General features: G+C 46.9%; 19 protein-coding genes. 7 read left to right on the plus strand and 12 right to left on the minus strand.

Annotated features, from left to right (window positions below; genetic code table 11):
• Nucleotides 1–69: 69 nt before the first annotated feature.
• A complete protein-coding gene (recA, locus tag COW15_RS03200) occupies nucleotides 70–1,143 on the minus strand; it encodes a recombinase RecA (protein WP_293629927.1) in 1,074 nt (357 codons plus the stop codon).
• A gap of 379 nt (nucleotides 1,144–1,522) precedes the next feature.
• On the opposite strand from recA, the gene mutS reads away from it, so the two are divergent.
• The gene (gene mutS, locus COW15_RS03205; protein WP_293630047.1) at nucleotides 1,523–4,093 is read left to right on the plus strand and encodes a DNA mismatch repair protein MutS; all 2,571 of its coding nucleotides are present in this window, start codon (nucleotides 1,523–1,525) and stop codon (nucleotides 4,091–4,093) included.
• A gap of 96 nt (nucleotides 4,094–4,189) precedes the next feature.
• Here mutS and rpoS read toward each other — a convergent pair whose 3' ends face one another.
• The 11 genes from rpoS to mazG form a co-directional block, all read right to left on the minus strand.
• Nucleotides 4,190–5,170 carry an RNA polymerase sigma factor RpoS gene (gene rpoS / locus COW15_RS03210; RefSeq protein ID WP_198780687.1) on the minus strand — a complete coding sequence of 327 codons (981 nt, stop codon included), beginning with the start codon at nucleotides 5,168–5,170 and terminating at the stop codon, nucleotides 4,190–4,192.
• Between the two features lie 79 nt (nucleotides 5,171–5,249).
• A complete protein-coding gene (locus COW15_RS03215; protein ID WP_293629930.1) occupies nucleotides 5,250–6,146 on the minus strand; it encodes a peptidoglycan DD-metalloendopeptidase family protein in 897 nt (298 codons plus the stop codon).
• A 91-nt stretch (nucleotides 6,147–6,237) separates the two neighbouring features.
• Nucleotides 6,238–6,873, minus strand: a complete 636-nt coding sequence (locus tag COW15_RS03220; protein ID WP_293629931.1) for a protein-L-isoaspartate(D-aspartate) O-methyltransferase — start codon at nucleotides 6,871–6,873, stop codon at nucleotides 6,238–6,240.
• On the minus strand, nucleotides 6,870–7,619 hold the full coding sequence (gene surE / locus COW15_RS03225) for a 5'/3'-nucleotidase SurE (protein WP_293629933.1): 750 nt from the start codon (nucleotides 7,617–7,619) through the stop codon (nucleotides 6,870–6,872). Before surE ends, COW15_RS03220 begins: the two co-directional genes overlap by 4 nt.
• Complete coding sequence (locus COW15_RS03230; protein ID WP_293629934.1) at nucleotides 7,616–8,698, minus strand: tRNA pseudouridine(13) synthase TruD; 1,083 nt, start codon at nucleotides 8,696–8,698, stop codon at nucleotides 7,616–7,618. The genes surE and COW15_RS03230 overlap by 4 nt, the downstream gene beginning before the upstream one ends.
• A gap of 21 nt (nucleotides 8,699–8,719) precedes the next feature.
• Entirely contained in the window at nucleotides 8,720–9,205 is a 486-nt protein-coding gene (ispF, locus tag COW15_RS03235) for a 2-C-methyl-D-erythritol 2,4-cyclodiphosphate synthase (RefSeq protein WP_293629935.1), read from the minus strand.
• Nucleotides 9,206–9,247: 42 nt separating this feature from the next.
• Nucleotides 9,248–9,955, minus strand: a complete 708-nt coding sequence (gene ispD, locus COW15_RS03240) for a 2-C-methyl-D-erythritol 4-phosphate cytidylyltransferase (RefSeq protein ID WP_293630048.1) — start codon at nucleotides 9,953–9,955, stop codon at nucleotides 9,248–9,250.
• A 62-nt stretch (nucleotides 9,956–10,017) separates the two neighbouring features.
• Nucleotides 10,018–10,317: a cell division protein FtsB gene (gene ftsB, locus COW15_RS03245; protein WP_293629936.1), complete on the minus strand. Its 300-nt coding sequence runs from the start codon at nucleotides 10,315–10,317 to the stop codon at nucleotides 10,018–10,020.
• Nucleotides 10,318–10,415: 98 nt separating this feature from the next.
• Nucleotides 10,416–11,711, minus strand: coding sequence for a phosphopyruvate hydratase (eno, locus tag COW15_RS03250; protein ID WP_293629937.1), 1,296 nt, complete (start codon nucleotides 11,709–11,711; stop codon nucleotides 10,416–10,418).
• 215 nt (nucleotides 11,712–11,926) lie between these two features.
• Nucleotides 11,927–13,564, minus strand: coding sequence for a CTP synthase (locus tag COW15_RS03255; RefSeq protein WP_293629938.1), 1,638 nt, complete (start codon nucleotides 13,562–13,564; stop codon nucleotides 11,927–11,929).
• A gap of 116 nt (nucleotides 13,565–13,680) precedes the next feature.
• Complete coding sequence (gene mazG / locus COW15_RS03260; RefSeq protein WP_293629939.1) at nucleotides 13,681–14,595, minus strand: nucleoside triphosphate pyrophosphohydrolase; 915 nt, start codon at nucleotides 14,593–14,595, stop codon at nucleotides 13,681–13,683.
• Nucleotides 14,596–15,029: 434 nt separating this feature from the next.
• Here mazG and aguA point away from each other — a divergent pair, with 434 nt between their 5' ends.
• The 6 genes from aguA to COW15_RS03290 all read left to right on the plus strand — a co-directional run bounded on the left by aguA (nucleotide 15,030) and on the right by COW15_RS03290 (nucleotide 24,466).
• Nucleotides 15,030–16,142 (plus strand): agmatine deiminase, encoded by a 1,113-nt coding sequence (gene aguA / locus COW15_RS03265; RefSeq protein WP_293629940.1) that lies wholly within the window; start codon nucleotides 15,030–15,032, stop codon nucleotides 16,140–16,142.
• Nucleotides 16,143–16,219: 77 nt separating this feature from the next.
• Nucleotides 16,220–17,926 carry an amidase gene (locus COW15_RS03270; protein WP_293630049.1) on the plus strand — a complete coding sequence of 569 codons (1,707 nt, stop codon included), beginning with the start codon at nucleotides 16,220–16,222 and terminating at the stop codon, nucleotides 17,924–17,926.
• A gap of 597 nt (nucleotides 17,927–18,523) precedes the next feature.
• On the plus strand, nucleotides 18,524–19,582 hold the full coding sequence (locus tag COW15_RS03275; RefSeq protein ID WP_293629942.1) for an MBL fold metallo-hydrolase: 1,059 nt from the start codon (nucleotides 18,524–18,526) through the stop codon (nucleotides 19,580–19,582).
• Entirely contained in the window at nucleotides 19,572–20,834 is a 1,263-nt protein-coding gene (locus tag COW15_RS03280) for an ABC-three component system protein (RefSeq protein ID WP_293629944.1), read from the plus strand. The genes COW15_RS03275 and COW15_RS03280 overlap by 11 nt, the downstream gene beginning before the upstream one ends.
• Nucleotides 20,818–21,363, plus strand: coding sequence for an ABC-three component system middle component 1 (locus tag COW15_RS03285; RefSeq protein ID WP_293629946.1), 546 nt, complete (start codon nucleotides 20,818–20,820; stop codon nucleotides 21,361–21,363). The genes COW15_RS03280 and COW15_RS03285 overlap by 17 nt, the downstream gene beginning before the upstream one ends.
• Complete coding sequence (locus COW15_RS03290; RefSeq protein WP_293629947.1) at nucleotides 21,344–24,466, plus strand: AAA family ATPase; 3,123 nt, start codon at nucleotides 21,344–21,346, stop codon at nucleotides 24,464–24,466. The genes COW15_RS03285 and COW15_RS03290 overlap by 20 nt, the downstream gene beginning before the upstream one ends.
• Nucleotides 24,467–24,494 lie beyond the last annotated feature (28 nt).

Here is a 24,494-nt window from a genome sequence, read left to right on the forward strand (position 1 = left end):
TGCAAACTTCTTGGCGGGAGTAATCGCGGCGCGCTAATAGCGCGACCGCGATTTGACGGGCTGACTGGCTCAGAAAATTTCGCCTGTTTCTAAGTCAATATTCCCCTCGCTATTGTCATCATCGGATGTAGATGCAGCCAGAGCACTCGGGTTACTCAACAATAGCTCACGTAACGTCTTATCAATTTCAGCGGCTACGGCTGGGTTTTCAGTTAAATATTTACCCGCGTTGGCACGGCCTTGACCGATCTTATCGCCCTTATAACTGTACCAAGCACCCGCTTTTTCGATCAGCTTATGGGCAACGCCTAAGTCAACTAACTCGCCGGTGCGGTTAATACCTTGGCCATAAAGGATTTGGAATTCGGCTTGTTTAAAGGGAGCTGCGACTTTGTTTTTCACCACTTTAACGCGAGTTTCGTTACCAACCACTTCATCACCGTCTTTAATGGCACCTGTGCGACGAATGTCTAAGCGTACAGAGGCATAAAACTTCAACGCGTTACCGCCAGTTGTGGTTTCAGGGTTACCGAACATCACACCAATCTTCATCCGGATTTGGTTGATAAAGATAAGCAAGGTATTAGACTGCTTTAAGTTACCCGCAAGCTTACGCATGGCTTGGCTCATCATACGCGCCGCTAAGCCCATGTGAGAGTCACCAATTTCGCCTTCGATTTCAGCTTTGGGCGTTAACGCCGCCACAGAGTCAACGATGATGACATCCACCGCACCTGAACGAGTTAGAGCATCACAAATCTCAAGAGCTTGCTCACCAGTATCAGGCTGAGAACAAAGCAGATTATCAATATCTACCCCTAATTTTTTGGCGTAGATAGGATCTAAAGCATGCTCAGCGTCGATAAAGGCACAGGTTTTACCTTCACGCTGCGCTGCGGCGATCACTTCCAGCGTTAAGGTCGTTTTACCTGAAGATTCAGGACCATAGATCTCAACGATACGTCCCATTGGCAAACCGCCAGCTCCCAAGGCGACGTCCAGAGATAGCGAACCGGTAGAGATGGTTTCAACATCCATGGAGCGATCTTCGCCCAGCTTCATGATGGAGCCTTTACCAAATTGCTTTTCAATTTGGCTCAATACCGCAGCAAGTGCTTTCTCTTTGTTTGGATCGACCTTCATTCCTGTTCCCTCATCTAGACAGCATCTAGGCTGTCAAAAGTGATATTCAATTTAATAACGCGGGCAATTCAAAAAGCGAGGCTTTCTGTCTCAATATGCTGACTAGTATACTGTACAATCATACAGTATCAAGACCTGTAGCTGAATTATTTTTCGGTCAATGAATTTGCTTAAAATAACCCGCTTTTAGATGACTCTAAGTCAGATAAATCACGATATAAACGAATATCCACAGTTTAGGGCTCAATTCTCAGTAAATTATTGCTAAGATTGGCGCAACTTTTTTTGCGCAGTAGTGGCCAAAGTCCCTGACATTTTAGCTATTACCAGACCAATTGATATCGCCTTTAGGGCAGTCACAACGGACGATAACGATTTAATGAATGTAATTGATACCGATGATTTAGAAAAACATACTCCTATGATGCGTCAATATTTGACCATGAAAGCAGAGCATCACGATATGTTACTGTTTTATCGTATGGGTGACTTCTATGAACTCTTCTACGACGATGCCAAACGCGCTTCAGAATTATTGGGCATCTCGCTGACCGCCCGCGGCAAGAGTGGCGGCGATCCTATTCCTATGGCTGGCATTCCCTACCATGCGGTTGAAGGCTATTTAGCTAAGTTAGTTCAAATTGGTCAATCGGTTGCCATTTGTGAGCAGATTGGCGATCCCGCGACCTCTAAAGGTCCGGTTGAGCGTAAAGTAGTGCGCATAGTGACCCCTGGCACCTTAACCGATGAGGCGCTCTTACAGGAGCGCCAAGACAATCTGTTAGCCGCGGTTTACCAAGGGAAAGTTGGCTTTGGCTATGCGACCCTCGATGTCTCTTCCGGCCGATTTGTGATTACAGAACTTGAGACTCGAGAATCCTTAGAGGCCGAATTACAACGGACCAATCCGGTTGAAATTCTCTACAGTGAAGACTTTGGCGCACTGGAATTATTGCACAATTTCAAAGGCAAGCGTCGTCGCCCCGAGTGGGAATTTGATTACGATACCAGCATTAAGCTGCTGCTCGCGCAATTTGGCACTAAAGATCTGCATGGTTTTGGCATTAGTGATGCGCGCTTATCTCTGCAAGCGGCGGGCTGCTTGATGCAGTATGTTAAAGATACTCAGCGCACCGCCCTGCCCCATATCAATGCCATCACCCGTTTCAATCAGACCGATACCATAGTACTCGATGCGGCTACTCGCCGTAATTTAGAGTTGACCCAAAATCTGAGCGGTGGCCGGGATAACACCCTCGCAGCCGTGCTCGATAATACCGCCACTGCCATGGGCAGCCGTATGTTGCAACGCTGGATCCATCAACCACTAAGGGATCATGCGCAAATTTTTGCTCGCCAAACGGCAGTCAATGAATTGCTTGAAACCTCTGTACATGAGTCATTGCATGAGCAGCTTAAAGCGCTCGGAGATATCGAGCGCATCATGGCAAGACTGGCGCTGCGCACGGCTCGTCCGCGAGATTTTGCTCGTCTGCGTCAAGCCTTAAGCCTGTTACCGCAATTGCAACAGTCATTAAGTCAGCTGAGTGCGCCCCATACAGTAAAACTTGGCCAATTCTTAGGGGAATTTCCAGAAGAACAACAACTGCTTGAGCACGCCATTGTCGATAATCCTCCCATGCTTATCCGCGACGGTGGCGTGATCCGTGAAGGCTACAATGCTGAATTAGATGAGTGGCGTGGATTGAGCGAAGGTGCCAGCGATTATCTGGTCCAACTCGAAGCGCGGGAAAAAGAGCGTACAGGCATAGCGACACTGAAGGTCGGCTACAACCGAGTACATGGCTATTACATTGAGGTCAGCCGCTTACAATCAAGCCAAGTGCCGCTAAATTATCAGCGCCGTCAAACCCTTAAGAATATGGAGCGTTATATCACGCCCGAACTTAAGGAATATGAAGAAAAAGTGCTGTCGAGCCAGGGTAGAGCCTTAGCCCTAGAAAAGCAGTTATGGGAACAACTATTCGATCTCATTTTACCTAAATTACATGAATTACAAGCCTTTGCGAGAGCTGCAGCCGAATTCGATGTATTGAGTAATTTTGCCGAACGTGCCGAAACCTTAGGTTATACCTGCCCAGAATTGAGCAGCGAGATTGGGGTAAAAATTGATGCGGGTCGCCACCCTGTGGTTGAACGTGTTAGTCAAACACCATTTATCGCGAATCCCGTCACCTTGCACAATCAAAGACGTATGTTGATTGTGACTGGCCCCAACATGGGGGGTAAATCCACTTATATGCGCCAAGTCGCCTTGATAACCCTAATGGCTCACATAGGCTGTTTTGTACCGGCAGAGCGGGCGGTCATTGGTCCTATCGATCGAATATTTACCCGTATTGGCGCATCGGACGATCTGGCCTCTGGCCGTTCAACCTTTATGGTCGAAATGACAGAAACCGCCAACATCCTCCATAATGCAACGGCTCAAAGTCTAGTATTAATGGATGAAATTGGCCGCGGCACATCGACCTACGATGGTTTATCGCTCGCTTGGTCAGCGGCTGAATATCTTGCCCAGCAAGTCGGCGCTATGACGCTGTTTGCCACCCACTATTTCGAGCTAACTCAACTACCTGAGCTAATGTCTGGTGTCTATAACGTCCATTTAGATGCGATAGAACATGAGGACACCATCGCCTTTATGCATGCAGTGCAGGAGGGTGCGGCCAGCAAGAGTTATGGTTTACAGGTTGCGGCACTCGCGGGCGTGCCAGCAAAAGTCATTAAGGCGGCGAAACACAAGTTGCAGCAATTAGAAAGTCGCGATCATCAGCTTGAGGGCACAAAAACGCCCATTCAAACCCTACTCGCCCTACCTGAGCAGGCTGAGAATCCCGCTCTCACTAAGTTGCAGGCACTCAATCCCGATAATTTAACGCCAAAACAAGCGCTTGACTTACTGTATGAGCTAAAACGTTTAAGTTAAATAATTGAATTTTAGATAACAAAACGCCCACTTAGGTGGGCGTTTATATACCAACGACTCTCGAGACAACCCTAAAATTAAGTCTCCCCAAAGAGATTAATTTCTAAACAAGGCTTCTACCGATAACCCCTGTGAACCGAGCAGATCACGTAGACGTTTTAGGGCTTCAACCTGGATTTGGCGTACACGCTCACGGGTTAAACCTATCTCAGCCCCCACATCTTCTAAAGTGGATGGCTCATACCCCAGTAGGCCAAATCGACGGGCTAACACTTCTCTTTGTTTGGTATTGAGTTCGTTTAACCATTTGACGACAGAGTTAGAAATATCTTCATCCTGCACTTTATAGTCTGGGCCCACATTATCGTCATCGGCTAAAACATCCAGCAGCGCCTTGTCATTATCGCCCCCCAAAGGCGTATCGACAGAGGTGATTTTCTCATTCAACTTCAGCATACGACTCACATCGGCGCTGGAAACCTGCAGTTTTTCAGCAATTTCCTCCGCAGTGGGTTCATGGTCAAGCTTTTGTGCTAACTCCCGCGCTGTACGTAAATACACATTCAATTCTTTGACAACATGGATAGGCAGACGAATAGTGCGTGTTTGATTCATAATCGCCCGTTCAATCGTTTGTCTAATCCACCACGTCGCATAGGTAGAGAAGCGGAAACCTCTTTCGGGATCGAATTTCTCTACTGCGCGGATCAATCCTAGGTTACCTTCTTCGATTAAATCTAACAGCGCAAGACCACGATTATTGTAACGACGGGCAATTTTCACGACGAGCCTTAAATTGCTCTCGATCATGCGGTTACGGGATTTTTCACAGCCTTTTAAGGCTTTACGGGAAAAATAAACTTCTTCTTCTGCGCTAAGCAGCGGGGAAAACCCTATCTCACCTAAATAGAGTTGAGTGGCATCAAGGTTTTTTTGCAGGTCATCTTGAACCTGTTGTTCTAGCCCAAGTTCTTGAACTAAATCGGCGACAGTATCCTCTTTTTCGAGATCAAACTCTGCGGTTTCTACGGAAAAATCTACTAGTTCTTCTGCGGCAGTGCTATTTATGCGGCTCATGATCAAATCTCCCAAACCTAATTTAACTGCTTGAATTACTGCAATTCTATTTCCTCCATGCCAACAAGGCCCTAAACAATCATTGCTTAGGTAAATAGTTAAGTGGGTTTACAGATTGACCATGATAACGAATTTCAAATCGCAACATTACCTGGTTAGTGCCTGTGCTGCCCATTTTTGCAACTGTTTGTCCAGCAAGGACATGTTGCTTCTCTGTGACTAAGATCTGATCTGCGTGAGCATAAGCACTAAGGTAATCGTCACTGTGTTTAATGATGACTAAATTACCATATCCCCTAAGCGCACTACCTGCGTATACCACCCGCCCATCTGCAGCGGCTTTGATGATATCTCCACGTCTTCCTGCGATCTTAATGCCTTTATTCCCCTGCTCATTGGCAGAGTATGTCCCAATCAGTTTACCTCTCACGGGCCATTGCCATTGACTCACACTGTCAGGCAGTGTCGAGGTAGGGGCAACTATTGAAGAGTTAATATTTTGTTGGGTACTTGTTGCAGAATACGCAGGCTTCGCTTTCTGATCAAGTGTTTTTTTCTGTGGGTCATTTGACTGCGATCTTGCAATCGAATTATCACTATTCGATTGTTTTATCGAGGAATTACCCCCACTCCGCCCTTTGGCTGTCGAGTTATTGCCACCTAAAGTGGTCGATTTGGATTTAGGCACTGATGGGATTTCGGTTAAATATAAAACCTGCCCTGGGTAGATAGTGTACGATTTATCTAATTGATTAATTTTGGCTATTTCCGCAAAATCCTTGCCCGCCGCCCATGAAATTGAATAGAGCGTATCGCCTTTTTTAACTTTATATGAATTTGATTTAATGTGGCCTTTGTTATGTTTTGAATAACTGTGGGAAAGACTTTCAACAGGTGCAGGACGACTCGCCTGAAAGCTACAGCCTACAAGCACTAACAATAAACTAAGGTTTAAAAATAAACCCGCATTCAACAATAAAAACTCCTTTCCTAAGCCGTATCACAGTTAACTCTAGGAGAAATAATTTCTCACAACGATTTTCCACCTTAGACAAGGGCTGCAAATGTTAAGCGAGTTCACCATTGACTAGAGGTACAAACTTCACCATTTCAACGATCTCGGAACTGTAACGATCGGCATGACGGGTGATCCGCATCAATTGCTGGGTTTCTTCACCTACGGGGATCACTAATACACCACCGTCGGCTAACTGGGATAATAAAGCCTCCGGCACAGTTGAGGCCGCAGCCGTCACCATAATACCGTTAAAGGGGCTACGATTTTGCCAACCTTGCCAACCATCACCATATTTAAAGGAAACATTATGCAGATCGAGTCGCTTCAATCGCTGCCGAGCTTGGATCTGCAGGCCTTTAATCCGCTCTATGGTATAAAGCTCAGGCACTAATTGCGCCAAAATCGCCGCTTGATAGCCCGAGCCAGTTCCCACTTCAAGCACCCTCTGTGGCTGATTTTGCAGTATTAGCTCTGTCATACGAGCCACAATATAGGGTTGAGAGATAGTTTGACCTTGCCCTATCGGCAAGGCGGTATTTTCATAGGCCTTGTGGGCTAACGCATTATCGAGGAACAATTCCCGCGGCGTTTGTGAAATTGCCTTCAACACGGCTTGATGACGGATCCCCGCATCATGGAGCTTTTTCGCTAAATTCACCGCCGATGTCGAGGCAACTCGAGTCATATTTTATCTACCCAATTTTGCAATGCCGATAATTGTCTATATGCAGTGAGATCTACCGTTAAAGGCGTGATGGAAACATAACCGTTAGCGATAGCATGAAAATCCGTCCCCTCGGTCGCATCCTGCTCTAGGCCTGGAGGGCCTAACCAAAAAATTTCCCGTCCCGCGGGATCTTGGGTTCGCACTATCCCTTCGGCTTTATGCCTCGCGCCAAGCCGTGTCACTCGGATCCCTTTAATTTCTTCTAGGGGTAAATCTGGCACATTGATATTTAAAATCTGGTCGCTTGCCAAGGGGTGCGCTAACAATCCTTGTACTATACGGCGAGCATAAACGGCCGCCGAATGATAATGGTTGCCCTCGCGACCATTAAGCGAAATCGCCACCGCAGGGAAACCTAAAAACCGTCCCTCCATCGCCGCCGCAACTGTGCCCGAATATAAAGTGTCATCCCCCATATTCGCGCCCGCATTAATGCCTGAAACCACCATATCGGGCTCACCATCGCAAAGCTCACGAATGGCTAAGTGCACACAATCGGTGGGAGTGCCGTGCACTGAAATATAGCCGTTATCTAACCTATTAATTCTTAATGGATTAGTCAAGGTCAAAGAGTTACTTGCGCCAGAACAATTACGGTCGGGTGCGACTGTCAACACATGGGCGATTTCAGCGAGCGCTTCGGTTAGGGCGCGGATCCCGAGCGCATTGACGCCATCATCGTTACTGACAAGAATATGGATCATGATGTAGTTTCATCACTGCCGTGAGTCGTTTGCACCTCAGGGGAGAGCGTTGCCTGCCATTGCTGCTCTTTTACATCCTGATAATTGACTAACTCTCTGAGTAAGGAAGTCGCAAAACTCCCCGCGGGTAAAATAAACTCCAACACGAGACCATCTGCAGTTTGTTCGTATTTAAGCCCTTGTGGTTCTAAAAGTAATGGCCGGCGTTCCTGCTCCAATCCCGCATGTTCTAAGCCATAACAATCATCCGTTAATTCCGCCATAGCGGCGGTTTCCATCGCGGCGGCTTCACCTTGAGGTAACATCATGCCGCGGCCCCACAAGGGTGCAGAGAGTTGAATGTCTTTTTCAATCAAACGTTTCAACACCACCAGATCCCATTCAGGCGTGACGAAGAAGCTTTTACTCCCCGCCAACATCACACAATCCCCCGCTAATGGCTTAGTACCATGGTTAGCTAACCGGTATGACACAACGGTATTAAACAGATGTGAGCGCACGGCAGATAAATACATGCTGCGTTTATTTCTGTCTTTAACCTTCTTGCCGGCCAACATTTGCCGTCCCAGAATTAAGTTTTTACCATCGTGGCCAAAGCGTTGCTCACCAAAATAATTGGGTACACCAATTTGGCTCACTTTTTCAATACGGCCGATAATATCTTCAACTTGAGTGACATTACGTAAGGTCAGGATAAATCGATTACCCAGCAGTGCGCCGATGCGCAATTTTTTGCTGTGACGGCTGCTGGAGAGAAGCGTCAATCGTTCGCTGTTAAGTTCTGCCCAAGCGGGGGTTTCTTTACCCGGAATACGTACTCCAAACCATTGTTCCGTGATGGCATTTTTATCTTTTTGCCCCGCGTAGGTCACTTCTTTTGGATGCACTTTTGCGAACTTGGCTATCATTTCAGCCACTTGAACCGTATTCAGCCCATCCTTACGGATATGCAGCAGATGATGTTCGCCTTCGCCAGTCGGGCTAAAAGGCAAAATCTCTTTCACGATAAAATCGCTGTTATGAGTACGTAGATCGGCGCTGCCAAGTGGCTTGCCGTATAGGTAATGGAGTTCACTCATGGGACTTATTTATCTCGTTAATTAATCTTGTATAGGTTTCATCAAGACAACGGCTTCTACCGCAATACCTTCTTTACGCCCGGTAAATCCTAGCTTTTCTGTCGTGGTGGCTTTGACATTAATATCATCTAATGGAGCACTTAAGTCGGCGGCAAGTACCCGGCGCATGGCGTCAATATGCGGCGCCATTTTAGGTGCTTGAGCAATAATAGTGACATCTAAATTGCCTAGCTCATACCCTTTTGCGCTTGCTAACCCATAACAATGACGCAGCAATACACGACTATCGGCACCTTTATAAGCGGCATCCGTATCGGGAAAATGTTTGCCTATATCCCCTAGCGCCAGTGCGCCAAGTATGGCATCGGAAATCGCATGCAAAACCACATCACCATCGGAGTGGGCAACGAGTCCAGTTTCATAGGGCACTTCAACACCACATAAAATTAATGGTCGCGCTTCGCCAAATTTGTGAACATCAAAACCATGGCCGATACGGATTTTCATTTATCCACCCTAACAAATTGATTATTTTTAATTTTATATAAACTACTTAATAGCTCGCATCAAAAAAAGCTCTGCTAAGCCCAAATCATCGGGATGAGTCACTTTAATATTATCGGCTCTCCCAGAAATCAGCCCTGGTGATATCCCCGCCCATTCCATAGCCGAGGCTTCATCCGTTACCACGGCGCCCGCGGCAATGGCACCTTGCAGGTACGATTTAAGCAGGGACGTGGGAAATAATTGCGGTGTCAATGCGTGCCATAAATGATCACGGCAGACGGTTGCGCAAATCTCCCCCTTTGCATCGGCGCGTTTCATAGTATCGCGTACTGGCATAGCCAAAATCGCCCCTTGGGGAAAGCGTATTCTCGATGCCAGCAACTTATCGATATCCCCTTCGGTTAAACATGGCCTTGCCGCATCATGTACTAAGGCCCAGCTGTGCTCAGGTGCAATTTGCAACGCTGCCAACACCGAATCGGCGCGTTCACCACCGCCTAACACTGTGACTAACTTAGGGTGCTGAGCCTGGGGTAAGACCTCAAAAAAAGTGTCTTCTGGATGCAGGGCGACAATAACTTGGGTGATCTGCTGATGGGACAATAACCTATCTAAGGTATGGGCCAATATGCTTTGGCCTAATAACTCTAAATATTGTTTTGGCTTACCTGCCCCCATACGGGAGCCGATCCCCGCCGCTGGCACTATCGCCACAACCGAGTGAAGCTGATGAGCTGTGATGTCGGCCATTTGTGTTTGGTTTTCTGAATGCTTATCCGCTTCTAATGCGATATCCATACGCATTTGCTCCATCACTGTGAAGGACTCGATACTGAGCGTTCACCACCCACGACGCGATAGAAGGTTTCACCTTCTTTGACCATGCCAAGCTCGTTACGGGCACGTTCTTCTATGGCTTCGGTACCACTTTTAAGGTCGATGATTTCTTCCTTAAGCACTTGATTACGCTCGTTGAGTTTGGCGTTGCCTTCTTGCTGCGCCGCAATCTGTTTTTGCAGGACAAAGTATTCGGGCAGGCTGTTATCTCCCGACCACAGCCGGTATTGCAGCAAACCGAGTAGCACTATGAGTGCAATGACAAAAAATTTCATGGAGGAATTAGCGTCAGTATCTTGGATTAAAAAATATATTGCAGATAGTACAACAAAAAAGGCCACCAAGTGGTGGCCTTTTTACATCGGACGTTAAATTACGCCTGACCTTTGATCTCTTTCAAACCACGGTATGGGGCTTTTTCGCCTAATTGCTCTTCGATGCGCAGCAATTGGTTGTATTTAGCGACACGGTCAGAACGACACAGTGAACCAGTTTTGATTTGGCCAGCAGCCGTGCCTACGGCTAAGTCAGCAATGGTTGAATCTTCGGTTTCACCGCTACGGTGTGAAATCACCGCAGTGTAGCCAGCTTCTTTCGCCATGCGAATGGCAGCTAAAGTCTCAGTCAATGAACCGATTTGATTGAACTTAATCAGGATTGAGTTAGCGATGCCGTTTTCGATACCACGGGTTAAGATTTTAGTGTTGGTTACGAATAAATCGTCGCCCACTAATTGGATCTTGTCACCCATAATCTTAGTTTGGTACGCCCAACCATCCCAATCTGACTCGTCTAAACCGTCTTCGATAGACACGATTGGATATTGCTCCGCCAATGATTTTAGGAAATCAGAGAAGCCGTTTGAGTCAAACACTTTACCTTCGCCCGCTAAATCGTATTTGCCATCTTTGTAGAACTCAGAAGCGGCGCAGTCTAATGCCAGAGTCACATCAGTACCTAACTTGTAGCCCGCCAGTTCAACGGCTTCTTTAATTACCGCTAGGGCATCGGCGTTTGACGCTAAGTTAGGGGCAAAACCACCTTCATCACCAACAGAAGTACTTAAACCTTTGTTGTGTAGCACTTTTTTCAGCGTGTGGAAAATTTCGGCACCCATGCGCAGCGCTTCACGGAAGCTTTTCGCGCCAACGGGTTGTACCATAAACTCTTGGATATCCACGTTGTTATCCGCGTGCTCGCCACCGTTCAAGATGTTCATCATAGGCACTGGCATAGCATATTGGCCTGGAGTGCCATTTAATTCGGCGATGTGCGCGTATAAAGGAATACCTTTAGATGCAGCGGCAGCTTTAGCAGCGGCTAAAGACACAGCCAGAATCGCGTTTGCGCCTAACTTGTCTTTGTTTTCTGTGCCATCTAAGTCGATCATGATTTGGTCAAGTTCGGCCTGTGCTGTGGCGTCTTTACCTAATAATTCAGCGCGGATAACGCCGTTTACGTTGGCAACAGCCGTTAATACACCTTTGCCTAAATAGCGGCTCTTGTCGCCATCACGTAATTCTAACGCTTCGCGGCTACCGGTTGATGCACCAGAAGGCGCCGCAGCCATCCCTACAAAACCGCCTTCTAAATGCACTTCGGCTTCAACTGTTGGGTTACCACGAGAATCCATAATCTCGCGGCCAATCACGTTAATAATCTTAGCCATATTACCCTCGATTTAAGTTTAAAAATAAAAGAAAAAACCAATACCTATGGGAATAAACAGATGTAAAGCACGACTAAAATCTTTAAATTCCGTTTACTATTTCCGTCTATACGCATGTCGTTTATGCACATGGGTACGAGTTCTCACTCAGGTTTAAGCGGCTTGAGTGTAGCAAAAGGCCGGCCCCACTGTCGCGGGTCCGGCCTCAAATATTCTTACTTCAGATCACGTTTTTGATGCGCACTTGCCGCAGCAATAAAGCCTTCGAACAAAGGATGACCATCACGCGGCGTTGAGGTGAACTCAGGGTGGAATTGACCCGCAACAAACCATGGATGATCTTTTAATTCGATCATTTCCACCAGCTTACGATCGGAGGACAAACCACTGAACACCATGCCCGCTTGCTCTAAGCGTTCTCTGTACTTGTTGTTCACTTCGTAACGGTGACGATGGCGTTCAATACAAGTGTTGCCTTTATAGGCCTGTGCCGCTTTTGAACCATCGAGTAGATGACATAACTGGGCGCCTAAACGCATAGTGCCACCTAAGTCAGATGCCTCATGGCGCTGCTCTAGGTTACCTTCTTCGTCAACCCATTCGGTGATCAAGCCCACCACTGGGAACGGCGTTTCTTTATTGAATTCAGTTGAATGAGCGTCAGCCATACCAGCGACATTACGCGCAAATTCAATCAGGGCAACTTGCATACCTAAACAAATACCGAAATACGGTAGTTTGTTTTCACGGGCAAATTTTGCCGCCAGTATCTTACCTTCGACACCACGCTCGCCAAAACCGCCTGGTACTAAGATACCGTCTAAGCCCTGTAGGACTTCTTCGCCTTTGGCTTCCACGGTTTGTGAATCAATGTACTTGATGGTCACAGATACACGGTTTTTAAGGCCAGCGTGTTTTAATGCTTCGTTGACTGACTTATAGGCATCTGGCAGTTCAATGTATTTACCCACCATACCAATAACGACTTCGCCGTTTGGATTCGCTTCTTGGTAAATCACATTTTCCCACTCAGATAAGTCCGCTTCACGGCATTCTAAACCGAAACGCTTAACCACTAAGTCATCCAAACCTTGCGAACGTAACAAAGCTGGGATTTTATAAATACTATCAACATCTTTTAATGAAATAACCGCACGCTCTTCGACGTTACAGAACAGCGAAATTTTGGCTTTTTCATTCGCAGGAATCGCACGATCACCACGGCAAACCAGCACATCGGGGGCAATACCGATAGAACGCAGTTCTTTCACTGAGTGTTGAGTTGGCTTAGTTTTCACTTCGCCTGCAGCACCTAAGAAAGGCACTAAGGTTAAATGCATAAACAGAGTACGGTCGCGACCCAGCTCAACGCCGAGCTGACGAATAGACTCGAGGAACGGCAAGGATTCGATATCACCCACAGTACCGCCGATTTCCACGATAGCCACATCATGGCCTTCGCCACCGGCTAATACTTTTTCTTTAATCGCATTAGTGATATGTGGGATAACCTGAATGGTTGCGCCCAAATAATCGCCACGACGTTCTTTACGTAATACTTCTTCGTAAATACGACCGGTAGTGAAGTTGTTACGGCGGTTCATCTTAGTACGGATAAAACGCTCGTAGTGACCCAAGTCGAGATCTGTTTCTGCACCGTCCTCAGTCACAAATACTTCGCCATGTTGGGTTGGGCTCATGGTACCCGGATCAACGTTAATGTAAGGGTCCAGTTTCATGATGGTTACATTGAGACCGCGGGCCTCTAAAATTGCCGCTAATGATGCAGCTGCAATGCCTTTACCTAGTGATGAAACCACGCCACCAGTAACGAAGATATACCTTGTAGTCATGCTGAACCTGAGAAAATGAGTTTGAAAATACGTGCTTGTAAGAAAGCACTAGGACGGGGCAGTAGTATACCAAAGGTGGTGCGATTCGACAAACACCAATCGGGATAATTTGCCGTTTATCTCGTCTCCGTCGCTTTTACGCTATCCCAGTAAGCATCTAGCTCGGCTAAGGTATGTGCTTCTAAGCCCTTACCATTTTCGGCGGCGAGCTGTTCTACACCGCGGAAACGGCGCTCAAATTTAAGGTTCGCTTGGCGCAATGCTTGCTCTGGGTCGACCTTAAGATGACGGGCTAGATTCACCACGGCAAACAGCAAGTCGCCCATTTCGGACTGCACTTTAGCTTGGTCTTGCTCACCTTGATTCACTTCATGCAAGACTTCATCGATTTCTTCATGGATTTTAGCGACCACTGGCTCAAGTTCGGCCCAATCAAACCCGACTCGTGCCACCCTTTGCTGAATTTTAATTGAACGTGACAGCGCAGGTTGCGAGCGAGGAATATTATCCAATACAGAAACCTGTACATCAGCTTGGGTTTCACCCGCCACTTGCTGCGCCTTTTGTTCACGCTCAGTCGCTTTAATCGCCTCCCAATTGGCCTTCATCGCGTGGGCGCTATCACCTATTTGCGGATTTTGTTCGCCAAACACATGGGGATGACGACGGGTGAGCTTGTCGCTGATTTTCCCAATCACGCTCGTAAAATCAAACTTGCCCTGCTCTTTACCGAGCTGACAATAGAATACGATTTGAAATAACAAATCCCCAAGTTCATCGGGTAACTCATCCCAGGCTAAACGCTCTATGGTATCGGCGACCTCATAGGCTTCCTCTAAGGTAAAAGGCACTATGGTTTGAAAGGTTTGCGCTTTATCCCATGGGCATCCTGTCTGTGGATCGCGCAGTTTTTCCATAATCTTAAGTAGCGGTTCTACATCTGTTATAGACAGTTCCGTTGTAGAAGGTTCCGTTGTAGAAGGTTCCGTTGTAGAAAGTTCAGTTGTTGAAAGCGCCGTGCGGGAAGTCATGCTGATATCCTTTAAAAATAAATACTGAAACGAGCAAATGCCGAGGAAGGGCAAAAGAATACGCCCCAGCAGTGCTTTTTAGCGAAGACCACAATAAAGCGATGATAAGCTAGCTAACATAAAAGTGCTATGCGATGCTCACCATGGCGCAAAGGGACAGCGTACCTTTACCTACAAATTCTCATCTATGCGTTGCATATCACTATTCAGCACAGGCCGCCTTAAATGATAAGATACGCAGCAATATTTCAACGACGCTAAAACTCACCTTGTGGATATGCGGTAATTGCGGCCTAACCATACATGAGTGAAAGCTGCGAGATGAATGCAGTCATTCGATTTATTTATTTGATTATGCTAGGTGTTTTCTATTCTATCGCCCTATGTTAGGGCGAACACCCCTATAGATTTCAGCATTACTGGAGACAAAACTCATGACAAACGTGACAGTGGATGCCACGCCGTTAACGACTAAGCCATCCCAAGATGGTTTTTATATGCCCGCCGAATGGGCGGCGCAGCAAGCCGTATGGATGATTTGGCCCTATCGTCCCGATAACTGGCGCTCTGCAGGCGCTTATGCTCAAGCGACCTTTGCTAAGGTGGCCGATGCCATTGGTGCGGCAACGCCGGTTTATATGGGTGTCCCAGAAGCCTTTTTAGCGGAAGCTCAAAAAGTGATGCCTTCCCACGTGACTCTGGTTGAAATCGATAGCGACGACTGCTGGGCTCGCGACACTGGGCCAACCGTCGTTGTGAATGACAAGGGCGAGTGCCGTGGCGTTGACTGGGGCTTCAATGCTTGGGGCGGCCATAACGGTGGCTTGTACTTCCCATGGGATAAGGACGAACAGGTTGCCGCACAAATGCTCAAGCAACATGGGTTTGCCCGTTATAGTGCGCCGCTGATCCTCGAAGGGGGGTCTATCCATGTTGACGGTGAAGGCACCTGTATGACGAGTGCCGAATGTTTGCTCAACGCCAACCGTAACCCGGAACTGACAAAAGAACAGATTGAAGCCTTACTGCGTGACTATTTGAATGTTAAGCAGTTTATCTGGTTACAAGATGGCGTGTATATGGATGAAACCGACGGCCATATCGACAATATGTGCTGTTTCGCCCGTCCTGGTGAAGTGATCCTTCATTGGACCGACGATGAATCTGATCCCCAGTATCCACGTTCAAAAGCCGCATTGGACGTGTTGCAAAACACTGTGGATGCCCAAGGCCGTAAGTTAAAAATTCACCTGTTGCCACAACCAGGGCCGCTATATTGCACCGAAGAAGAATCACTGGGCGTGACAGAAGGCACTGGCGTGCCACGCACTGCGGGCGAGCGCTTAGCGGGCTCTTATGTGAACTTTTTAATCACCAACGATCGTATCGTATTCCCACTGCTTGACCCTGCAACCGACGATATCGCCGCTCAAAAACTGCAGGAAATTTTCCCTGAGCACAAGATTGTGGGTGTGCCCGCACGGGAGATTTTATTAGGTGGCGGCAATATCCACTGTATTACCCAGCAGATCCCTTCTGGAAAGTAAGTACACCAAGGAGAACAGTATGACGCTTGATGTCACTGTTATTGCAGCACAATTGGCTTTCTGCGGGAGGGCGTAAGATGTTTGAAGTCACTGAAGTTTCCATTGCCGAGCTGCGTGCAGCACTCGAATCCGGCCGCACGACTGCGGTTGAGTTGGTGAAATCCTATTTGGCTCGAGTAGCTGCTTACGATGGTCCTGCCACTGAGACTAAGTTGAATGCGTTAGTGGTGCACAATCCCGATGCGCTGAAAGAGGCCGAGGCTTCCGATGCGCGCCGTGCCTGTGGCGAAACCTTAAGCCCGCTCGATGGTATTCCTTACACCGCTAAGGACAGCTATTTAGTGAAGGGACTGACGGCGGCGTCTGGCAGCCCTGCATTTAAAGATTTAGTGGCCCAGTACGATGCTTTTGCCGTCGAGCGCCTACGCGCCGCGGGTGCCATTTGCCTAGGCAAAACCAATATGCCACCCATGGCGAATGGCGGCATGCAGCGTGGTCACTATGGCCGCGCCGAAAGTCCCTACAATGCGAACTATCTGACGGCGCCCTTTGCCTCGGGCTCATCCAACGGAGCGGGCACAGGAACGGCGGCAAGCTACTCGGCGTTCGGTCTTGCCGAAGAGACTTGGTCGAGTGGCCGTGGCCCTGCGTCTAACAACGGTTTGTGTGCCTATACGCCGTCTCGCGGCGTGATTTCCGTGCGTGGTAACTGGCCATTAACCCCAACCATGGACGTGGTCGTGCCTTATACCCGCACTATGGCGGATATGCTCGAAGTGCTCGATGTGATTGTGGCCGATGACCCTATCACCCGTGGCGACCTCTGGCGCCTGCAACCTTGGGTTCAAATCCCTAAAGCTTCTAGCGTTCGCCCAGAATCCTATCTGGCGCTCGCCGCTAGCGCCGACACCCTTAAGGGTAAGCGTTTTGGCGTTCCGCGCATGTACATCAACAAAGATGAACTCGCGGGAACCAGCGAAAACCCAGGTATCGGTGGACCAACGGGACAACGCATCCATACTCGCCAATCGGTTATCGATTTGTGGGAAGCGGCGCGTAAAGCCCTAGAAGCCGCTGGCGCGGAAGTGATTGAAGTCGATTTTCCGCTGGTGTCTAACTGTGAAGGCGACCGCCCCGGCGCGCCGACCGTGTTTAACCGCGGCATAGTCACGCCCCAGTTCCTCCATGATGAATTATGGGAACTCTCGGGTTGGGCGTTCGATGAGTTCCTGCGTGCGAACAATGACCCTAAACTCAACAAGCTTGAAGATGTGGTGGGACATTTGATATTCCCCCATGACCTCGGCACCTTGCCAAACCGTGAAGGTGACTTAGCGGCAGGCATGGAAGAGTATGTCAACATGGCTAAGCGTGGCCTTAAATCCTATGACCAGATCGACAGTATTCCCGATGGTCTGCGTGGCTTAGAGAAGACCCGTAAGCTAGATCTCGAAGACTGGATGGACAATCTTAAGCTCGATGCCGTGCTGTTCCCAACCGTGGCCGATGTTGGCCCCGCCGATGCCCATGTGAATCCGGCCTCAGCCGATATTGCTTGGAGCAACGGAGTTTGGGTAGCTAACGGTAACCTAGCAATTCGCCACTTAGGGGTACCGACTGTGACTGTGCCTATGGGCGTAATGGCCGATATTGGCATGCCAGTCGGTTTGACCTTCGCGGGCCGTGCCTATGACGACAATAACCTGCTGAAATTTGCAGGTGCATTTGAGTCCACAGGTGACAGGCGCATCATTCCGCCACGCACACCAAAACTGGGTCAATAAGCACTAAACTGCCAAATATAGACTTAGCTTAGTCTTAGGGAATTTATCTTCTTAGAGGTTTAGCCCCTTATAACGGCAAAGTGTAGAGTTATAAAAGCGGGATGGGTCTTAATGTGCCAATCCCGTTTTTTTATTCTAACAAAAGCCAGATACGACATTTTGCCATTCGCTACTGTTTGCTGCTGTGTGAGAGTAATACAGTCTTATACCAAGTAATTAAGAATCACATTAAATGGCAGCGATCTCATCGATACGTAGCATTCGATAAAATGTTTTTGCCCCAAAGCAAGACAGTTGAGCTACACGCATTGCGTATTAATTGTCATTGCTTCCCCAGTGACACGCCGCCCTTGCATTTAACAAGAAGCGTCCCTGAGGGCTCTACTAAAACATCCATGTTTTAGAAGGTCACTGGTGCAACAGTGCCAACCCTAACGAACCCTTTCATTGTTCTTTTAGCTAAAAAGCAATTGCCCCATTCCGTGTTACAGCGTTGTTTTACAGGCAGATTGAGCTGTATTAGTTGACCTACTTTTAGTAATGATACAAAGTGTCCACTATTACTGGATCAGATCACCATTTCGAAAAGGAGGTTTAATGGGCATCCGCGTACGCGCTTTGCAGGCGAATCATGGGGACTGCATTCTGGTAACCCACGAAGGGCCTCACAGTACGTTCAACCTCCTTATCGATGGTGGCAACGCCAGAACTTTCAAATATGGCCAGCAGGACCGTATGAAAGGCGAATTGTGCAAGTTGCTCGACGAGCTCAAAGCACTGGACCAGCATCTTGACTTGGTTATTTTGACTCATATTGATGATGATCACATCGGTGGGCTTCTCAAGGCTTTAAAATCTCCAGATTACAGCCAGCTTGTAAAAAGTGTTTGGTTTAATTCGTCAAGATTAATTACGGATCACTTCAGTTTCCCTGAAATTCCAGCGAATGACATTTATTTGCCAGATTCATCTCCTGACACGAGTGTTCGGCAAGGGAAGAAATTTGAAGAGATCTTAGATGAGCGAGGAGTAGAACGTGGCCATATAGTTATGGCTGGGCAGGAAATCGTTAAAGGCCCTTTTACGTTTAATATATTATCACCAAACGAAACTCAGCTTCGGAAGCTCCTGTGTATTTGGCCAGTAGAAAAAACGTCACCTAACACATCCGCGGATGTGACCGACTACTCTATAAGTTTTGAGCAGTTCTGGGCGGACGACAGTTTCGAAAGCGATACCTCGATAGCTAATGGAAGCTCAATCGCTTTCATGCTACAGGCAGACGACCAGAAAATGTTATTCTTGGGGGATGCCTATGATACTTGCACTGTCGAAAGCTTAAAGCAACTAGGTTATAACGAGCAGAACAAGTTGAATCTGAGTTTAGTGAAAGTTTCACATCACGGAAGTCAATACAATACCAGTTCTGATTTTTTGAGCATGATTTCTGCTATGCATTACGTTATCTCCACAAATGGGGCAAGGCATGGACTGCCCAATAAAAGAACCATTGCAAGGATTCTGGCAGCTGGGGATGGGAAAATTTGTTTCAACTACCCTAAGGTCGCCGCTTCAATGTTGCTTCCGAGTGAGCAGCATCAGTATGCTGAACGCTTGAGTGTGGTTACTCAGATAGAGTTTGAAAATGACGCCTGATGAGCTGATAATTTCTTATGCTGTAAAAATAAACGACGGAAGCGGAGTTCTTGTTGGTGCGCTTTCGCAGGACTACACCTATGTCTTCACAGCCAAGCATGTATTGAGCGCGACCAACCAAGTTACCCGAAGTGGAGTGCAGCTTCAGATAATTGATGAGCCATATCTGCACCCAACACTAGATTGCGCAGTAATAAAAGTCGAATTCCAAAAGGATGTAAAGCAACGCAATTGGTTAGGGAATGTGTCATCAGGGGCAGCGCTTTCATTTGCGGGATTTCCTGACACTAACGCTAATACCGATATACCCTACAAAATTTATACGGGCCATCTAAATAGTACACTTAGTGATGTCGTGGTTTGTAATCTCAATAACAGTCCAGCGCAAGATGCGATTGTTGGCATGTCTGGTGGCGGTCTGTATCACGTGTACGACGGTTACCCTTACCTGATGGGTGTTGAGTTTCGAATGGATGATGAAGAAGAGCCACTGCGATGGGGCCGCATACGTTGCTTCTCCATGGCTATCTTCGAAGAAATTATTGCTCAGCATGATCTTGCCTTAATGGCTCCTAGCTTCATGGCGTGCTTTTCACAGCTTAAGGATGATATCTTTAATTTCAATGCCGCAAATCCAGCCAATGTAGTAAAACTTCACAAAAAGCTGCATGAGTTTGCAGATATGCTTATAGATCTGGGATTGCCACCTCCGCATGAACTAATGACGCGCTACAACAAAAAGTTGTTAGTGGGTCATGAAACACAAGCTGCTGTATTGGATAAAGATCTGTGGGTTGCATATTTTGAGTTTATAATCGTTTGTGCCTTGATTGATGAGCAAAAAAATATTGATGAGGACTACATTAAGGATTTGGATAAGCGGCGAAGGTTTGTCTACTCTGGCAGTAATGCTCACTGGATTAGACATCTTTCGGAGATTTTGAAAGCAGCAAAGTCCACGTTGGATGAACATGGCATAATGATTATTAGCTCTCCTCAAGAGGAGGCTCCCTGTCTTCCGGACGAGGAAGACTTGGAAGAGGTTATTGACGATATTGCCTCAGCTCCTATTACAGGAACCGGTGGAAGAATTGACGATGTTCACGGCGAGGTATATAGGACTTATACGGTCGCGCATATGAAAGGGTTGCGCAATAAGTATGTGCTAAAAAAGCATCGCGAGTATGGGCATGCCCGTGCGAGCGAGCAGCTGAAAATATTCAGGGATTATTATAATGAAGTTATTAAGTAGGGCGCACGACTTTAGCTTCCTGACCTCCGAAGTCGATGGGGTCAGGTTTGAGTTGTTTGCCTCTAGCCAATCCTTCTTAACCTGTATTGTTTGTTGGTTTGAATCCTCCACGGACGTCATGATGAACTGGCAGGCAATTCAAAGCATAGTATCAGTTAGGTTTAAGCCAGAAGGAGGGCATTCAAAATGGAATGTATATTTGATTTTGATGTGCCCCGACAGCCTTAAGCTTCGGGATAAATATGTAGTTCAAAATGACCGCTACGCGGCTAGGAAGATCATTTTGGATGGGCTCGGTGAGCTACCTGACTCTCCGGATGTTGAAAAATTGGTAAACGTAGCGTTATTGGGCACGGATCTCGAGCTAGCACCAGTTTCGGATAATTCCAAAGATGACATAGAAACACCCATTACGGCAATTGTAAAAGGTGTACCCTCAGGTTCCAGTGTTGATGCGAAAGAAGCGCGCAGTGAAATGATCAACAAACTAATCGAGTTTTTGTCAGAAAATGAAAATAAAAAAAGTTGAGATCGAGGGCTTTCGCGCTTACAAGAACAAAAAAGACGGGACTTTTGATTTTACAAATGAGAGTGGTGAACCGTCGAATTTTGTTGCTATTTATGCCCCTAATGGATTCGGCAAGAGCTCTTTTTACGATGCCGTAGAATGGGCTTTTACTGATAATCTTGAGAGGTATACCAACAGTCACAATAAGAAAAATAATGAGCTGGCGGCAAAAGGAACAAAGCAACTTCAGGTTCCTCAAAAGATACTTCGAAATACAGAGGTGTTGGATGACGTGCCTACGCACGTATCTGTAATCACAACCACGAAAAAATTCGAACGAAAGCTGAAAAAGCCAAGGTCGAACTCAAGCGATCTCACTTTTAAGGCAACTAAGAAAAGTGAAGATGTAGAAGTCTACAAGAGAGTTATACTATCCCAAGACGCAATCGACCGTTTCCTTCGCGAGGCAAAACCTCAAGAAAGATATGATCTTTTCATGGTTTTTTTTGGTGGAAGTGCAGAAACACTACGCCAAGAAATGACCTTGCTAATCAATGAGAACGAATCGAAAATCCTTACGCTGGTGGCTGAGCGTTCAAGAATCGAGTCTCAGCTAAATAATCCAGTCGACTCCCGAATATTCGAAGACTTTAATACCCTTGCAGCCGCCCTTAACTCTCAAGGTGAAGGAATTGTCTTCGTTGATGAGAACTTTGATACGCATGCTGAACACCAAATACTGTTATCGATCGTCACTCGGACGCTAACGCTTAATGCTGAGCGGGCTGCGATTCAGCAACGACATGCTGCGTTATTGCTACAATTATCAGGGCTCCCTAGCTTTAAGCGTAACCTAGAGCTGTTGCCGCAGCAGAATTCGTATGTCAACAGTGTATCGAAAGGCTTGCAGGATTCAGTCAAATATCAACAGCTCACTGCAGCACATAGTCGCGGCCTTTCTGAATGGCAGTCAATTAGTGATGAGTTGAAAGTTCTGGAGGAGGTTATTGCCCAGGTTCCTTCATTTATTGCTGATGAAAAGGTTAGAGTACAATCCGTTGGTCAATTGCCTGCTTTAACCGCAGAAAAAAACCGATTAACCGCGGAGCTTAAAACGGCCGAAACATCGGTAGCTGACACCAAGAAATCAATTGTAGATCTCGATCAAAGGGCGTTGGAGCTTCAGTCATTGATCGCAACTAGTCCAGCCATTTACTCCGAAATTGCTGTCAACGAAGCCGGCCTGATTGGGCTGAAAGTGGACTTAAGTGCCAAGATCACTTCCCTCCAGCTCACTGTTGCGGAGCGGGACGCCATTGCTTTGCAACTTAACAACATCCCCACCTTGCCAATCACTGCTGATACCCTGCTGTACGGTGATACCAGCTACCTAGGCCTGCCAGATGACTTCATCGGCAAAATTCAGGTTGCTCATGAAGAATTAGCTGCATTGCGCTTGCACGACCAGTCGATTAAAACGACTCAAGTAGCTCTTACTCAGCAAATGGAAGTTGTGGAGAGCCTTGTTTCACTCGGTATCTCTTACCTCTCAAAATGGCCCAGCTCTAACTGTCCACTGTGCCGACTACCCCACCCAACATCTGATGACTTAATTGCAGCGGTCAAGAATAATGACCTGCTAACGTTAGTTGCAAAGCAGAATGCACAGGAGTTAGAGAGAATCGCGCTTCGCATCCAGTCGCTTTCAGCAGAAATTGATTCTCATGTTGCTGCAGCCCAGAAGAAACATTCAGAACACTTATCGTCGTTACGACAGAAGCTCAATGATTTTGGTTCACGGGTCACTGAGCTAGAGAATCAAAGAACACGTCTTGCAGCAAGTGTCGACACAGCTGAGCGTACGCTTAAGTCATTGAAAGCGAGGGTTTGGGATGTTGACTCGAAAGAATTGAGAAAACGCGTCGATGCGGAGTTAGCTGTTGCATCGGAGCGACGACCTTTTTTGGCGCAGCAACTGGCCTCAGTCGAACATTCGGTTACTTCGCTCCGCTCCCAAATTCAAAATCTCGAAAATCAGATCTTGGGATTAGTAAACCTGATACACGAGATAACGTACAAAACCATGTACGAAAAAGTTAAAGCCTTTATCTCCAAAGAAGCTGTTGCTGAAATCAGGACTCTTGCCTCAAGCTGCGATAGAAAAAAAGCTGAGCTAACGACAAGAATTAATGAGCTGGGTGAACAACTTGGTCAACTATTAGGCGAGTGTGACGACCTTCAAGGCATAATGAGTTCAGAAGGTAATTGGATTGATTTTGCGGTTTTAGCGTCTAATAAAAACGAAGCAGTCAGGCACCTGAATGATACTCAGTCTGCTATCACTACATTTGTTCAAACTGTTGATCGACTAGTCGGAAAGCCTCTCGGAAAAGATTCTGATCTAATCGAACGGGAGATCAATGAACTGACACCAGAGCTACTTCGTCGCGATGACGCACTGGCCGCTAAAATTCAATCATTTGATTTGCTGACGGAGCAGCTTAAGGCGTTCAAACCTTACTTTGATGGATTGAAGTTGCGAGACCAGCTAAAAGTGGTCGAGCATGATCTTTCTCTGCATCGATTAGTAGAAAGCAAGCTCACAGCTGAAAGAGAGAGCGTTATATCGAAGCTGAAGGAGAGGGTTAAAGAGTTCTTTTTTACCGACTTGATTAATGCCATTTACAGCAAAATTGATCCGCATCCTTCATTCAAAACTGTTCAGTTCGTAGTTGACTTTGAATCTTATGACAAGCCGGGATTGAATATTGTATTGCAAGATGAGAGAGGTGACATAATTTCTCCAATGCTATATTTCAGTGCTGCACAGCTCAATATTCTTAGCCTGAGCGTTTTTCTTGCTAACGCTTTACACGCGACGGACAAATCTGGAACACCTCTGGACGTGATAATGATTGATGACCCTATTCAGTCAATGGACTCCATTAATGTTCTGGCTACTATTGATTTGTTGCGAAACGTCTCGGAAAGATTTAATAAGCAAATCATTATTTCCACACATGATGAAAACTTCTTTGGTTTACTCAAGCGTAAGATTCCTACCGATGTCTTCAATTCAAAATTTTTGCAACTCGAAAGCTTTGGAGTTGTGAGTCAAGGCTAGCGAGTGGAATTGAGATGATGCTCCCCGA

It is taken from the genome of Shewanella sp. CG12_big_fil_rev_8_21_14_0_65_47_15 (genome assembly GCF_002783505.1).
Classification (GTDB): domain Bacteria; phylum Pseudomonadota; class Gammaproteobacteria; order Enterobacterales; family Shewanellaceae; genus Shewanella.

Coding starts and splice junctions, on each gene's coding strand:
- aguA (WP_293629940.1), top strand. CDS start 15,030: ATGACAAACGTGACAGTGGATGCCACGCCGTTAACGACTAAGCCATCC.
- COW15_RS03275 (WP_293629942.1), top strand. CDS start 18,524: ATGGGCATCCGCGTACGCGCTTTGCAGGCGAATCATGGGGACTGCATT.
- COW15_RS03285 (WP_293629946.1), top strand. CDS start 20,818: ATGAAGTTATTAAGTAGGGCGCACGACTTTAGCTTCCTGACCTCCGAA.
- mutS (WP_293630047.1), top strand. CDS start 1,523: ATGAATGTAATTGATACCGATGATTTAGAAAAACATACTCCTATGATG.
- COW15_RS03280 (WP_293629944.1), top strand. CDS start 19,572: ATGACGCCTGATGAGCTGATAATTTCTTATGCTGTAAAAATAAACGAC.
- COW15_RS03220 (WP_293629931.1), bottom strand. CDS start 6,873: ATGACTCGAGTTGCCTCGACATCGGCGGTGAATTTAGCGAAAAAGCTC.
- eno (WP_293629937.1), bottom strand. CDS start 11,711: ATGGCTAAGATTATTAACGTGATTGGCCGCGAGATTATGGATTCTCGT.
- ispF (WP_293629935.1), bottom strand. CDS start 9,205: ATGAAAATCCGTATCGGCCATGGTTTTGATGTTCACAAATTTGGCGAA.
- COW15_RS03290 (WP_293629947.1), top strand. CDS start 21,344: ATGAAAATAAAAAAAGTTGAGATCGAGGGCTTTCGCGCTTACAAGAAC.
- COW15_RS03270 (WP_293630049.1), top strand. CDS start 16,220: ATGTTTGAAGTCACTGAAGTTTCCATTGCCGAGCTGCGTGCAGCACTC.
- mazG (WP_293629939.1), bottom strand. CDS start 14,595: ATGACTTCCCGCACGGCGCTTTCAACAACTGAACTTTCTACAACGGAA.
- surE (WP_293629933.1), bottom strand. CDS start 7,619: ATGATCCATATTCTTGTCAGTAACGATGATGGCGTCAATGCGCTCGGG.
- COW15_RS03230 (WP_293629934.1), bottom strand. CDS start 8,698: ATGAGTGAACTCCATTACCTATACGGCAAGCCACTTGGCAGCGCCGAT.
- ispD (WP_293630048.1), bottom strand. CDS start 9,955: ATGGCCGACATCACAGCTCATCAGCTTCACTCGGTTGTGGCGATAGTG.
- rpoS (WP_198780687.1), bottom strand. CDS start 5,170: ATGAGCCGCATAAATAGCACTGCCGCAGAAGAACTAGTAGATTTTTCC.
- COW15_RS03255 (WP_293629938.1), bottom strand. CDS start 13,564: ATGACTACAAGGTATATCTTCGTTACTGGTGGCGTGGTTTCATCACTA.
- ftsB (WP_293629936.1), bottom strand. CDS start 10,317: ATGAAATTTTTTGTCATTGCACTCATAGTGCTACTCGGTTTGCTGCAA.
- recA (WP_293629927.1), bottom strand. CDS start 1,143: ATGAAGGTCGATCCAAACAAAGAGAAAGCACTTGCTGCGGTATTGAGC.